Genomic DNA, 13191 nt, shown 5'->3' on the forward strand with positions numbered 1-13191 from the left:
CTGACGGACCATCAGTTACCGGTTGTGGAGCCCTTTTCCCCTCGGGTACGGGCCAGGCTCCGGTGCGCCGCGGCGACCACCGCGGCCGAGGTGATGCCGAATTGCTCGTAAAGCGTCTGGTAGGGCGCGGAGGCACCGAAGTGCTCGATACCGACGACCTCGCCGCCGTCACCGACCCACCGCCACCAGCCCTGGGCAATGCCCGCCTCGACCGCAACCCGGGCTCGCACCCGGTGCGGCAGCACGGTCTGCCGGTAGGCCTCATCCTGTGCCTGGAACCACTCCAGGCAGGGCATGGACACCACCCGGGTGGGCACGCCCTCGGCCTCCAACGCGGTGCGGGCCTCGACCGCCAACTGCACCTCGCTGCCGGTGCCGATCAGGATCAGCTCGGGCAGCCCGTTGGCCGCCTCCTGCAGCACGTACCCGCCGCGGGCGGCCCCGTCAGCGGGGGCGAAGCCGTCGGCACGGTCGAAGGTAGGCAGGTTCTGCCGGGTCAGTGCGAACGCGGTCGGCCCGTGCGGGTTCTCCAGGATCTGCCGCCAACAAACGACGGTTTCATTCGCGTCACCGGGGCGGACCACGTCCAGACCGGGGATGGCGCGCAGCGCCCACAGGTGCTCGATCGGCTGGTGGGTGGGGCCATCCTCACCCAGGCCGATGGAGTCGTGCGTCCACACGTGCACCACCGGCTGCTTCATCAGCGCACCGAGTCGCACCGCGCCGCGCATGTAGTCGGAGAAGATCAGGAAGGTGCCGCCGTAGGGCCGGAAGGTGCCGTCCAGCGCGATGCCGTTCATCGCCGCACCCATGGCGTGCTCACGCACGCCGAAGTGGATGTTGCGTCCCGCCGGGTCGGCGTTCTTCGCGGTGGAGGACAGCGGCAGGAACGAGGCCTCGCCCTCGATCATCGTGTTGTTGGACTCGGCCAGGTCCGCCGAGCCTCCCCACAGCTCGGGGACGGCCGCGGCGATGGCGTTCAGCACCTCGCCGGAGGCCTTGCGGGTGGCTATCGCCTTGCCGGCCGGGAACTCCGGCAGCTTGCCCGCCCATCCGTCGGGCAGCCGACGGGCGCGCATGCGGTCCAGTTCCGCGGCGCGTTCTTTATTGGCCGACTGCCAGGCGGCGTACTGGGTGTCCCATTCCGCGTGCAGGGCGCGGCCCCGGTCGACGACCTCACGGGCGTGCGCGAGCACCTGCTCGTCGACCGCGAAGCTCTGCGCCGGGTCGAAGCCGAGCACCTTCTTGGTGGCGGCCACCTCCTCCGCGCCCAGTGCTGCGCCGTGCGCCTTGCCGGTGTTCTGCGCGTGCGGCGCGGGCCAGCCGATGATCGACCGGACACCGATCATCGAGGGCCGCTCGCGGTGGTCCCGGGCGGCGACCAGCGCGGCGTACAGCGCGTCGACGTCGTTGGCGTCCTCGACCCGCTGGGTGTGCCAGCCGTAGGCGGCGTAGCGGGCCAACACGTCCTCGGTGAACGCGACGTCGGTGTTGCCCTCGATCGAAATGTGATTGTCGTCATAGAGCACGACCAAGTTGCCGAGCTTCTGCGTGCCGGCCAACGACGAGGCCTCGGAAGCGATGCCCTCCTCCATGTCACCGTCGGAGGCGAACACGTAGATCGTGTGATCGAACACGCTCTGCCCGAGCGGGGCCTCCGGGTCGAACAGGTAGCGGCTGCGTCGCGCGGCCATGGCCATGCCGACCGCGGTGGCCACGCCCTGACCCAACGGTCCGGTGGTGGTCTCCACACCCGCGGTGTGCCCGTGCTCCGGATGGCCGGGGGTGAGGCTGCCCCACTGCCGTAGATGGCTCAGGTCCTCGACGGTCAGGCCGTAACCGGACAGGTAGAGCTGGATGTACACGGTCAGGCTGGAGTGCCCACAGGACAGCACGAAGCGGTCCCGGCCCAGCCAGTCCGGGTCGGTCGGATCATGGCGCAGCAGCCGTTGGTAAGTGAGGTACGCGGCGGGCGCCAAGCTCATCGCGGTGCCGGGGTGGCCGTTGCCGGCCGCCTCCACGGCGTCCATGGCCAGGACTCGAATGGTGTCCACGGCGCGGGCGTCCAGGCCCGACCAGGCCGGTTCGAGCTTCGCGCTGTTCTTGGACGGGCTCATGGGTGCTGGGCGCCCCTCTCGCGACGATCGGTCGGAAATTGGATCCCTACCCCGAAACGGTGCTCGACCTGCTCGGGCGATGCGGAATCCAGCGACTTGACCCTATCCAGTGCTCGGTGACCGGACGGTTGCGCCGGCGGTACCCACGACCGGCGCACCGGGTAACGACGGCTACAGTTGGGCCCGCTCGCGCCGCGCGGCGTGCAGCCGCCCGATCCGCACAACCCACCGGCGAGGTACGTGTGACCACTGTCGATCTTCGCCCGGCCAATGGGGCGGCGATCGGAGGCGGACGCGGCATCGGCGCCACTGTGCGGGCCTACGTCGCGCTCACCAAGCCGCGCATCATCGAGCTGCTGCTGGTCACCACCGCGCCGGTGATGTTCCTGGCCGCCCGCGGGGTGCCCTCGCTGTGGCTGGTGCTGGCCACGCTGGTCGGCGGCACGCTGTCCGCGGGCAGCGCCAACGTGCTGAACTGCTACCTGGACCGCGACATCGACGCGGACATGCGCCGCACCCGGCGTCGGCCGCTGCCCATGCACGGGGTCACCCCGCGCGAGACGTTGGTGTTCGGGGTGGTGCTCGGCGCCGTCAGCACGTTGCTGCTTGGGTTGGCGGTGAACTGGCTGTCCGCGTTGCTGGCGCTGACCGCGAACCTGTTCTACGTGTTCGGCTACACGATGTGGCTGAAGCGACGGACGTCACAGAACATCGTGTGGGGCGGTGCGGCCGGCTGTTTCCCGCCGCTGATCGGCTGGACCGCGGTGACCGGCTCGGTGACCTGGACGCCGCTGGTGCTGTTCGGCGTGGTGTTCTTCTGGACTCCGCCGCACTTCTGGGCGCTGGCCATGCGCTACCGCGAGGACTACGCCGCGGCCAATGTGCCGATGCTGCCGGTGGTGGCCACGGAGCGCCGGGTCATCACCGAGATCACTCTCTACACCTGGGCGACGGTGATCGTCTCCCTGCTGCTGTGGCCGGTGGCGCACACCGGCCCGTTGTACCCGGTGGTGGCCGCGGTGCTCGGCGTCGGCATTCTCCTCGAGGCTCACCGCCTGCTGGGCCGGGTGCGGCGCGGGTTGAGCGGTGTGGACCTCGCCCCGATGCGGCTGTTCCACCTGTCGAACACCTATTTGGCGCTGCTGTTCCTGGTCATCGCCATCGACGCCTGCCTGTTCTAGGTCTAAGCCCCCGCCGCCGCCGTCCACCCGACACGCATCTTCGGGCCGTGTAGGCACGTATCGCGGGTCCTTGATGCGTTGCTGAGCGACCCGAAGTTGGCGTGTTGTGGGGCGTGAGAGCCCGCTGGCCGTGGCCGGGGCAGGTCAAGAGGCGTGGCGCAGCGACCGGCCGCCGAGCATGGCGGCCACATCGCGCTCGATGCGATCAGGATGGACGAAGACGTCTCGGGGGCCGTACCGCAGCAGCGGCACCTGGCCGACCAGCAGCCGGTTCTCGCGCACGTTGTCCGCTGCTCGTTGCTCCGCCGTGTGGTGGTAGGCACTGTCGTACTCCAGACCGAAGATTGGCTGGAAGTAGCCAAGATCCGGGATGCCCATGAGGACCCCCCGCTCGTCGTACAGACCTCCGTTCACCAGCGGGGGCTCGGGCAGGCCGGCGAGCACGATGACCATGCGCAGGCGAGTTTCCATCGGTGAGGCGGCCTCGAACCGGGCCAGGTCCGTGGCGAACCGCGCCTTGCGCACATGGGGCCAGTGCGGCCGTTCGTCTGCGTAGCGCATCAGCCCGGTCCAGGTCACGAGGCCGGCGTGGCCGAATGCATCGGCGAACACGACCGCCTCTACCAACTCCGAACGTGCCATCAGGCCGAAGCAGGTGCGCTCGGGCGAGGTGATCGGAATGTCGTGCCAGGCGTTGATGTCGATGGGGTCGAGAACCAGCGTGTGCGTGCGCAGTGAGCGACCACGTGCGGCCGTGCGGTCGCGAGGCACGCCGAGTTCGAGCGGCACCACTTGTCCGGGCGGCGGTTGCCACACGCCATACAGCCAGGCGGCGGTGTACCCGGTGACCACGGCGTCGGCAGGCGCCGCCAACCGCATCGCAGCCAGCCGCACCTCGCCGGTCAGCGGGACGGAGCAGTGGATGTAGACCTGCGGGAACAGCCTGATCCAGCAGCGTGACTGCAGCTGGCGTGAGGTCAAGCCCGCGGCGAGTGCAGTTCGCCGGTGGAAGGCACCGAGCAAGAGTTCCAGCGGGATACGGGGCGAGGGTGCCATGGCCGTACTTTTGGCGAACGCAATCCCATTCGCAGGCGTTCGCGCTGCCTGTGGACAAGGCTGAGCATCCGCGCTGGCGAGCCAAACACATCAACTTCGGGCCGCATAGGCACGCATCGCGACCGCTCCATAGGTCGCTGGGCGACCCGTAGATGGAGTGTTGCGGCTTGTCGCGCCGCTCCGCGCGATATCCCCGTCGCGTCCCGACACACGCATCTTCGGGTCGCGCAGGCACCTATCCGGGCAGCGCGATGCGTTGCTGGGCGACCCCAAGTTGCGTGTCCGGCGTTAGGTTCGGCGCCACGGTCGGTCGTTCGCGCGTCGCGAGGGCAAGGCGGGTGGTGGCCACGACCAGCAACCCAGCGCCGAGCATGTGGGCGGCGACGAGGGCCTCGGGGACGTTGGTGGCGTATTGAATCCAGCCGATGACGGCCTGGCCGGCTTGGACGGCGAGCAGCAGGGCGGCCGCGCGGCGGGCGGCGGGGGCGGCGTCGCAGACAGCCAGCGCCATGACGGTGGCCAGGGTCAGGGCAATCAGCAGGAACACCGCGGCGGCGTGCCATTCGCTGACGGTGTGCGTGTTCAGTCCGGTGCGCGGGGATTTGGCGTCACCGGCGTGCGGGCCGCTGCCGGTCACCACGGTGCCCAGATACAGCACCACCGCGGTTACCCCGGCGACCGCGAACGCCAAGCCGCGGGCCCGCGGCACCACGCGCGGCACGGCAGGCCCATCGCCCTCGGCCAGCCGCCCATACAGCACAGTCGCCCCGGCGACCAGCGCCATGGACAGCATCAGATGCAGCATCACGATCCACGGGTTGAGGGCGGTGAGCACGGTGATCCCGCCCAACACCGCCTGCGCCGGCACCCCGAGGAACAACGCCCAGGCCAATCGACGCACGTCGCGGCGCGCCGGTTGGGCCCGCCGGGCGACCACCAACGTGGCCAGTGCCACCGCGCCCACCACGTAGGTGATCAACCGGTTGGTGAACTCGATCTGTGAGTGCAGGCCGAGTTGGCCGGTGGGGGTGAACGAGTTGCCCGCGCAGCGCGGCCAGGTCGGGCAACCCAGGCCCGATCCGGTCAATCGCACCGCCCCACCGGTCACCACGATGGTGATGTTCACCACGATCGAGGCCAGCGCGAGCCGACGCAGCAAGGTCCCCGCCCGGTCGGTCATGAGGAAATCGTAAGCGGGCCGGTCATTCCCACCGGAACAGCCGGGCGGCCGCGGCGATCGAGACCGCCGCCCAGCCGACCAGCACGGCCACGTCGACCCACGGGATGCCCGCCGCGCCGGTCAACACGTCACGCAGGCCGCCGGACAGCGCCGCGGTCGGGGTGTACCGCAGCACGTGCCGCGCCCCGCCGAACTTCGACAACGGGATGATCACCCCGCCGCCGACGAGCAGCAGCAGGTACACCAGGTTGGCCGCGGCCAACGTCGCCTCGGCGCGCAACGTGCCGGCCATCAACAGGCCCAGGCCGCTGAACGCCGCGGTTCCGACCACCAACAACAACAGCACCACCACCGCGTTGCCGTGGGCCGACCAGCCCAGCGCGAACGCGACCCCGGCCAGCAACCCGACCTGCAGCAGTTCGACCACCAGGACGCACGCTGTCTTGCCGACCAACAGACCCCAGCGCGGCAGTGGCGAGACCGCCAATCGCTTGAGCACCCCGTAGCGCCGCTCGAAACCGGTGGCGATGGCCTGTCCGGTGAACGCGGTGGACATCACCGCGAGCGCGAGAATCCCCGGCGCCAGGAAGTCGATGCGCGAATCGGTGCCGACCTCGACCACGTCCACCTTGGCGAACAGCACGAGCAACAGCGCCGGGATGATCACCGTCAACAGCAACTGCTCGCCGTTGCGCAGCAGCATCCGCGTCTCCAGCGACGCCTGCGCGCGCACCATGCGCGCGACCGGCGCGGCACCGGGAGCGGGGGAGAGATCCATCATCGTTGGGCCGGGGTGGTGAGCTCGAAGAACACGTCCTCGAGACGACGCGACCCACCGGTGAGCTCGGCGGGCGAACCCGCGGCCACGCACCGGCCGCGGTCGATGATCGCCACCTGGTCCGCCAACCGCTCGGCTTCGTCCATCAAATGCGTGGCGAGCACGACGGTCACCCCCGCCGCACGCAGCTCCGCGATCAATCCCCAGGTGGCGTGCCGCGCGTGCGGATCGAGCCCCGCCGTCGGCTCGTCGAGGAACACCAGTTCGGGGCGGCCGACGATGGCCAGGCCGAGGGCGAGCAGCTGTTTCTGCCCGCCGGACAGCCGCCGGTAGGTGGTGCGCCCGGCGTCGCCCAGCCCGAGCCGGGTGATCAACGCATCGGGATCCAACGGATGCGCATGCAGCGACGCGACATGGTGCAGCATCTCCGGCGCATTCGCCCCGGAGTACACCCCGCCCTCCTGCAGCATCACGCCGAGGCGTGGCCGCAGGGCCGCACCATCGCGCACCGGGTCCAGCCCGAGCACCTGCACACTGCCCTCGTCCGCCCGGCGCAGGCCGCAACAGATCTCGATGGTGGTGGTCTTCCCGGCGCCGTTGGGACCCAGCAGCGCGGTCACCGCGCCCGCGGCCATCTGCAGGTCGAGGGAATCGACGACCGCGCGCCCGGCGTAGCGCCTGGTCAGACCCCGGACCTGGATGGCGGGGTCGATCGGCACAGCGGCAAGTCTAGGGAGACAGGAAGGCAGCGAACTGTTAGGTAAGGCTTGCCTAATTTGATGGACCGTGGTGTAGTTCTGGTTTTGGCCGATTTGGCGCCGGCCCGGAATTACGTCACACTGGTGTTGTGAAATACCATCCCGACGTGCTGGCGGCGACCCCGGTCGATGCCGGCGAACGTGGTACCCGCGACCGGGTTGCCCGCTCCATTCTGGAGAACGGCCCGTCCACCGCGGTGGCGTTGGCCGAGCGTCTGGAGCTCACCCCGGCCGCCGTGCGTCGCCACCTCGACGTGCTGCTCGCCGAGGGCCACATCATGCCCACCGTTCCCCGGTTGCGGGCGGCACAGCGCGGCCGGGGCCGACCGGCCCGCGCGTTCGGCATCACCGACCAGGGCCGCGAGTCGTTCTACCAGGCCTACGACGACCTGGCCGCCGGAGCGTTGCGCTTTCTCGCCGAGACGGCCGGCGATCAGGCGGTCACCGAGTTCGCCGAGCGCCGGGTGGCCGATCTGGAGGAGCGCTACCGCGGTCGCGTTTCCGGGTTACCCGAGCACGAACGCCCCGCCGCGTTGGCTGACGCCCTGTCCGCCGACGGTTATGCCGCAAGTGCCCGACCCGCCCCCGGCGGCCACGGCGAACAGCTTTGCCAGCACCACTGCCCGGTGGCCCACGTCGCCGAGCAGTTCCCACAGTTGTGCGAGGCCGAGACCGCGGCGTTCGCCCGACTGCTGGGCTCCCATGTCCAACGCCTCGCCACCATCGCCCGCGGCGACAGCGTATGCACCACGTACGTACCGGGAAGGACCTCAGTATGACCAGCACTGTTCCCACTGCTCTCGAGGGCATCGGCCGCTATGACTTCGGTTGGGCCGACGCCAACGATGTGGGTGCCACCGCCCGCCGAGGCCTGTCCGAGGACGTCGTCCGCAACATCTCCGCGCTGAAGAACGAGCCGGAGTGGATGCTGGAGCAGCGGCTGAAGGGCCTCAAGCTCTTCTACAAGAAGCCCATGCCCAACTGGGGCTCGGACCTGTCCGGCATCGACTTCGACAACATCAAGTACTTCGTGCGCTCCACGGAGAAGCAGGCCACTTCCTGGGACGAGCTGCCCGAGGACATCAAGAACACCTACGACCGCTTGGGTATCCCGGAGGCCGAGAAGCAACGGCTCGTCGCCGGCGTCGCCGCGCAGTACGAGTCCGAGGTCGTGTACCACCAGATCCGCGAGGACCTCGAGCAGCAGGGCGTCATCTTCAAAGACACCGACACCGGACTGCGCGAGCACCCGGAGATGTTTCAGGAGTACTTCGGCTCGGTGATCCCGGCCGGTGACAACAAGTTCTCCGCGCTGAACACCGCGGTGTGGTCCGGCGGATCGTTCATCTATGTGCCGAAGAACGTGCACGTCGAGATTCCGCTGCAGGCCTACTTCCGCATCAACACCGAGAACATGGGCCAGTTCGAGCGGACGCTGATCATCGTCGACGAGGGTGCATACGTGCACTACGTCGAGGGCTGCACCGCGCCGATCTACTCCTCGGACTCGCTGCACTCCGCCGTCGTGGAGATCATCGTCAAGCCGGGCGGACGCTGCCGGTACACGACCATCCAGAACTGGTCGAACAACGTCTACAACCTGGTCACCAAGCGCGCGCGCGCCGAGGCCGGCGCGACCATGGAGTGGGTCGACGGGAACATCGGGTCCAAGGTGACCATGAAGTACCCGGCGGTGTGGATGACCGGTGAGTACGCCCGCGGTGAGGTGCTTTCCATCGCGTTCGCCGGCGAGGGCCAGCACCAGGACGCCGGCGCCAAGATGGTGCACGCGGCCCCGCACACCTCCAGCTCGATCGTGTCCAAGTCGGTGGCTCGCGGCGGTGGCCGCACCTCCTACCGCGGTCTGGTCCGGGTGCAGCCGGGGGCGCACTCCTCGAAGTCCAACGTGCGCTGTGACGCGCTGCTGGTGGACGCCATCAGCCGCTCGGACACCTACCCCTACGTGGACGCCCGCGAGGACGACGTCGCGCTCGGCCACGAGGCCACCGTGTCCAAGGTCTCCGAGGATCAGCTGTTCTATCTGATGAGCCGTGGGATGTCCGAGGACGAAGCCATGGCGATGATCGTGCGTGGCTTCGTCGAACCCATCGCCCGCGAACTGCCGATGGAGTATGCGCTCGAGCTGAACCGGCTGATCGAGCTGCAGATGGAAGGAGCGGTCGGCTAGTGACGACCACTCACACGCCGAGGCTCGCCGAGGCGTCATCTTCCCATCTCCCGGTGCCCACGGGCCGCGAGGAAGAATGGCGATTCACGCCGATGCGGCGGTTGCGCGGCCTGCACAACGGCACCGCGGCGGCCGACGGCAAGGTTGTCGTCGACGCGGTCGCGCCGGAGGGCGTGAGCGTGCAGACGGTGGGCCGCGACGACCCACGCATCCGCATCACGCAGTACTCCGACCGGGTCGCACAAAACGCGTTCGACTTGTTCTCGGCGGCCACGGTGATCAGCGTGCCCTCCGAAGCGGTGGTCATCGAGCCCACCGTGGTCACCGTGCGTGGCGAGGGCGCGGAAGGCGCGGCCTACGGGCACACCGTGATCGACGTCGCCCCGTTCGCCTCGACCACCGTCGTGCTCGACCATCGGGGCTCGGCGACCTACGCCGCAAATGTCGAGGTGCATGTCGCTGACAGTGCGTCACTCACGTTGGTCAGCATCCAGGACTGGGCCGATGACGCCGTGCATCTGAGCCATCACCGCCTCGTGCTCGGCCGCGACGCCCGGGTGCGCACGGTCACGGTCACCTTTGGCGGGGATTTGGTGCGCCTGTTCCCGCAGGTGACCTACACCGCACCGGGTGGGGATGCCGAGCTGCTGGGGCTGTATTTCGCCGACGACGGTCAGCACCTCGAACACCGCAGCTACGTCGACCATGCGGTGCCGCGCTGCCGCAGCAACGTGGCCTACAAGGGCGCGTTGCAGGGCGCCCGCGCGCACACCGTGTGGGTCGGTGACGTGTTGATCCGCGCCGAGGCGGTCGGCACCGACACCTACGAACTCAACCGCAACCTGATCCTCTCCGACGGCGCCCGCGCCGATTCCGTGCCCAACCTGGAGATCCTCACCGGTGAGGTGGCCGGGGCCGGGCATGCCAGCGCCACGGGACGTTTCGACGACGAGCAGTTGTTCTACCTGCAGGCCCGGGGGATCCCGGCCGAGGAGGCTCGCCGGCTGGTCGTGCGGGGCTTCTTCGCCGAGATCATCGGCCGCATCGGCATCCCGATGATTCAGGCCCGACTGCTGAAAACCATCGAGCACGAACTGGAGACTCTCGCCTGATGAGCACGCTGGAGATCAAAGACCTGCACGTCTCGGTGGACACTGCCGACGGGGAGAAGCAGATCCTGCGTGGGGTGAATCTGACGATCCGCCCGGGTGAGACACACGCCGTGATGGGCCCCAACGGGTCGGGCAAGTCCACGCTGGCCTACAGCATCGCCGGGCACCCCAAGTACACGGTGACCTCCGGCAGCATCGCCCTGGACGGTGCCGACGTGCTGACGATGTCCGTCGACGAGCGCGCCCGCGCGGGCCTGTTCCTCGCCATGCAGTACCCGGTCGAGGTGCCCGGCGTCAGCGTGACGAACTTCCTACGCACCGCGAAGACCGCGATCGACGGCGAGGCCCCGAAGCTGCGCACCTGGGTCAAGGACGTCAAGGCCGCGATGAACCAGCTGCAGATGGACCCGGCCTTCGCCGAGCGCAACGTCAACGAGGGCTTCTCCGGTGGTGAGAAGAAGCGCCACGAGATGCTGCAGTTGGAGTTGCTCAACCCCAAGGTGGCGATCCTGGACGAGACCGATTCCGGGCTGGACATCGATGCCCTCAAGGTCGTGTCCGACGGCGTGAACCGCTTCCGGTCCGGCAGGGACAAGGGCGTGCTGCTGATCACCCACTACACCCGCATCCTGCGCTACATCGCGCCGGACTTCGTACACGTCTTCGTGGGCGGCCGGTTCGTCGAGGAGGGTGGCCCGGAGCTCGCCGAGCAGCTGGAGGCGGAGGGGTACGAGCGCTTCCTGACCGGAGCGACAGCATGAGCGGTAGCGAATGCGAAATGAGTGCCATGAGCGGTAGCGAGTGCGAAATGAGTGCCGCATGAACCTGCCCGGACTGCTCGATGTCGAGAAGATCCGCGCCGACTTCCCGATCCTCGAGCGCCGCCTGGCCGAGGGGCATCCGCTGATCTACCTGGACAGCGCGAACACCTCGCAGAAGCCGCAGTCGGTGCTGGACGCGATGCACGAGCACTACGCGGTGCACAACGCCAACGTCGCCCGCGCCGCGCACCAACTCGGCGAGGAGGCCACCGCCGCCTACGAGGGCGCCAGGGACAAAGTCGCCGCCTTCGTCAACGCGTACAGCCGGGAAGGCGTGATCTTCACGAAGAACGCTTCCGAGGCGCTGAACCTCGTTGCGAACGTGGTGCCGCTGGCGCCCGGCGACGAGGTCGTCATCACCGAGATGGAGCACCACTCGAACATCGTCCCGTGGCAGTTGCGCTGTGAGCGCGTCGGCGCGACGCTGCGCTGGTTCGGCATCACCGATTCCGGGCGCCTCGACCTGACCAATATCGACGAGTTGATCACCGAGCGCACCAAGGTGGTCTCGCTGACCTGGGTGTCGAACATGCTCGGCACCATCAACCCGGTCGCGCAGATCGTCGACCGGGCGCACGCGGTCGGTGCCTTGGTCTGCATCGACGCCTCCCAGGCCGTGCCGCAGTTCCCGGTCGACGTGACGGCGCTGGGCGCCGACTTCCTCGCGTTCACCGGGCACAAACTGTGCGGCCCCACGGGGATCGGCGTGCTGGTCGGTCGCCCGGAGCTCCTGGCGACGCTGCCGCCGTTCCTCGGCGGCGGCGAGATGATCGAGATCGTCCGGATGGAGCGCTCGACCTTCGCCGGCCCGCCGCACCGGTTCGAGGCGGGCACCCCGCCGATCGCCCAGGCGGTGGGTCTCGGTGCGGCCATCGACTACCTGTCCGCGATCGGCATGGACGCCGTCGCTGCGCACGAGCAGGCCATTACCGCCTACGCCCTCCAGGGCCTCAAATCCGTACCGGGGCTGCGCATTCTCGGTCCCGCCGAGATGGTCGACCGGGGCGGCGCGATCAGTTTTGAACTGGACGACCTGCACCCGCACGACATCGGCCAGGTCCTGGACTCCCGCGGCATCGCAGTGCGCGGTGGTCACCACTGCGCACGCCCCGCGCACGCCCGCTTCGGAGTGGTCGCCTCCACCCGCGCCTCGTTCTACCTGTACACCACCACCGCGGAGATCGACGCCCTGATCGAGGGCCTGCACGCGGTGAAGACCTTCTTCAGGGCGGCCTGATGGAGGTCAACGCGCTCTACCAGGAGATCATCCTGGACCACTACCGCCACCCGCACCACAAGGGTCTGCGTGAGCCGTTCCAGGCCGAGGTGCACCACGTGAACCCGACCTGCGGGGACGAGGTGACGCTGCGCGTGCACGTGGTGGACGACGTGGTGCAGGACGTCTCCTACGATGCGTTGGGCTGCTCGATCAGTCAGGCGTCCACCTCGGTGCTCGCCGATTTGCTGATCGGCAAGAAGATCGACGATGCGATGGCCGTCCATCAGGAGTTCCTCACCCTGATGCAATCCAAGGGCCACGGCGAACCCGACGAGGACGTGTTGGAGGACGCGGTCGCGTTCCAGGGCGTGAGCAAGTACCCGTCCCGGATCAAGTGCGCGTTGCTCGGCTGGATGGCTTGGAAGGATGCGGTCACCCGGGCCGCGGAAGGAGCGACGACATGACGACGACCGTCACCGAAGACGACCTGACCGAGGCGATGCGCGACGTGGTCGACCCCGAACTCGGCATCAACGTAGTGGACCTCGGCCTGGTCTACGCGGTGTCCGTGGACGAGGCGAACATCGCCACCATCGACATGACGCTGACCTCGGCGGCCTGCCCGCTCACCGACGTCATCGAGGACCAGACTCGCCAAGCAATGGAGGGCCTGGTCGCCGACTTCCGGATCAACTGGGTCTGGATGCCGCCGTGGGGGCCGGACAAGATCACCGATGACGGGCGCGAGCAGTTGCGCGCCCTCGGCTTCAACGTCTGAGCC

The 13191-nt window shown here is 68.7% G+C and carries 13 protein-coding genes; 8 read left to right on the forward strand and 5 right to left on the reverse strand.

Annotation, left to right across the window (positions count from 1 at the left end):
• Positions 1–11 precede the first annotated feature (11 nt).
• Positions 12–2117, reverse strand: a complete 2106-nt coding sequence (gene tkt / locus VGJ14_15795; protein ID HEY2833892.1) for a transketolase — start codon at positions 2115–2117, stop codon at positions 12–14.
• Positions 2118–2359: 242 nt separating this feature from the next.
• Here tkt and VGJ14_15800 point away from each other — a divergent pair, with 242 nt between their 5' ends.
• The gene (locus tag VGJ14_15800; GenBank protein ID HEY2833893.1) at positions 2360–3298 is read left to right on the forward strand and encodes a heme o synthase; all 939 of its coding nucleotides are present in this window, start codon (positions 2360–2362) and stop codon (positions 3296–3298) included.
• A 144-nt stretch (positions 3299–3442) separates the two neighbouring features.
• Here VGJ14_15800 and VGJ14_15805 read toward each other — a convergent pair whose 3' ends face one another.
• The 4 genes from VGJ14_15805 to VGJ14_15820 form a co-directional block, all read right to left on the reverse strand.
• Positions 3443–4354, reverse strand: a complete 912-nt coding sequence (locus tag VGJ14_15805) for a hypothetical protein (GenBank protein HEY2833894.1) — start codon at positions 4352–4354, stop codon at positions 3443–3445.
• 235 nt (positions 4355–4589) lie between these two features.
• The gene (locus tag VGJ14_15810) at positions 4590–5534 is read right to left on the reverse strand and encodes a COX15/CtaA family protein (GenBank protein HEY2833895.1); all 945 of its coding nucleotides are present in this window, start codon (positions 5532–5534) and stop codon (positions 4590–4592) included.
• 22 nt (positions 5535–5556) lie between these two features.
• Positions 5557–6315: an ABC transporter permease gene (locus VGJ14_15815; protein HEY2833896.1), complete on the reverse strand. Its 759-nt coding sequence runs from the start codon at positions 6313–6315 to the stop codon at positions 5557–5559.
• Positions 6312–7031, reverse strand: a complete 720-nt coding sequence (locus tag VGJ14_15820) for an ABC transporter ATP-binding protein (GenBank protein ID HEY2833897.1) — start codon at positions 7029–7031, stop codon at positions 6312–6314. Before VGJ14_15820 ends, VGJ14_15815 begins: the two co-directional genes overlap by 4 nt.
• A 128-nt stretch (positions 7032–7159) precedes the next feature.
• Between VGJ14_15820 and VGJ14_15825 the strand changes: the two genes are divergently transcribed.
• Genes VGJ14_15825 through VGJ14_15855 form a run of 7 tightly spaced genes read left to right on the forward strand, consistent with a single transcriptional unit; the run spans position 7160 to position 13188 of the window.
• Complete coding sequence (locus VGJ14_15825; protein ID HEY2833898.1) at positions 7160–7849, forward strand: winged helix-turn-helix transcriptional regulator; 690 nt, start codon at positions 7160–7162, stop codon at positions 7847–7849.
• Entirely contained in the window at positions 7813–9258 is a 1446-nt protein-coding gene (gene sufB, locus VGJ14_15830; protein HEY2833899.1) for a Fe-S cluster assembly protein SufB, read from the forward strand. Before VGJ14_15825 ends, sufB begins: the two co-directional genes overlap by 37 nt.
• A 53-nt stretch (positions 9259–9311) precedes the next feature.
• Complete coding sequence (sufD, locus tag VGJ14_15835; protein ID HEY2833900.1) at positions 9312–10370, forward strand: Fe-S cluster assembly protein SufD; 1059 nt, start codon at positions 9312–9314, stop codon at positions 10368–10370.
• Positions 10370–11131, forward strand: a complete 762-nt coding sequence (sufC, locus tag VGJ14_15840) for a Fe-S cluster assembly ATPase SufC (GenBank protein HEY2833901.1) — start codon at positions 10370–10372, stop codon at positions 11129–11131. Before sufD ends, sufC begins: the two co-directional genes overlap by 1 nt.
• 58 nt (positions 11132–11189) lie before the next feature.
• A complete protein-coding gene (locus tag VGJ14_15845) occupies positions 11190–12428 on the forward strand; it encodes a cysteine desulfurase (GenBank protein ID HEY2833902.1) in 1239 nt (412 codons plus the stop codon).
• Entirely contained in the window at positions 12428–12874 is a 447-nt protein-coding gene (locus tag VGJ14_15850; GenBank protein ID HEY2833903.1) for an SUF system NifU family Fe-S cluster assembly protein, read from the forward strand. Before VGJ14_15845 ends, VGJ14_15850 begins: the two co-directional genes overlap by 1 nt.
• Entirely contained in the window at positions 12871–13188 is a 318-nt protein-coding gene (locus VGJ14_15855; GenBank protein HEY2833904.1) for a metal-sulfur cluster assembly factor, read from the forward strand. Before VGJ14_15850 ends, VGJ14_15855 begins: the two co-directional genes overlap by 4 nt.
• The last annotated feature ends 3 nt before the right edge of the window (positions 13189–13191 follow it).

The sequence above is a fragment of the Sporichthyaceae bacterium genome (assembly GCA_036493475.1).
In the GTDB taxonomy this organism is placed as follows: Bacteria; Actinomycetota; Actinomycetes; order Sporichthyales; family Sporichthyaceae; genus DASQPJ01.

What these genes read in the sequence shown, in the direction of transcription:
- sufB (HEY2833899.1), top strand. Translation starts at nt 7,813, where the DNA reads ATGCACCACGTACGTACCGGGAAGGACCTCAGTATGACCAGCACTGTT.
- VGJ14_15815 (HEY2833896.1), bottom strand. Translation starts at nt 6,315, where the DNA reads ATGATGGATCTCTCCCCCGCTCCCGGTGCCGCGCCGGTCGCGCGCATG.
- VGJ14_15845 (HEY2833902.1), top strand. Translation starts at nt 11,190, where the DNA reads ATGAACCTGCCCGGACTGCTCGATGTCGAGAAGATCCGCGCCGACTTC.
- VGJ14_15850 (HEY2833903.1), top strand. Translation starts at nt 12,428, where the DNA reads ATGGAGGTCAACGCGCTCTACCAGGAGATCATCCTGGACCACTACCGC.
- VGJ14_15810 (HEY2833895.1), bottom strand. Translation starts at nt 5,534, where the DNA reads ATGACCGACCGGGCGGGGACCTTGCTGCGTCGGCTCGCGCTGGCCTCG.
- VGJ14_15805 (HEY2833894.1), bottom strand. Translation starts at nt 4,354, where the DNA reads ATGGCACCCTCGCCCCGTATCCCGCTGGAACTCTTGCTCGGTGCCTTC.
- sufC (HEY2833901.1), top strand. Translation starts at nt 10,370, where the DNA reads ATGAGCACGCTGGAGATCAAAGACCTGCACGTCTCGGTGGACACTGCC.
- VGJ14_15855 (HEY2833904.1), top strand. Translation starts at nt 12,871, where the DNA reads ATGACGACGACCGTCACCGAAGACGACCTGACCGAGGCGATGCGCGAC.
- tkt (HEY2833892.1), bottom strand. Translation starts at nt 2,117, where the DNA reads ATGAGCCCGTCCAAGAACAGCGCGAAGCTCGAACCGGCCTGGTCGGGC.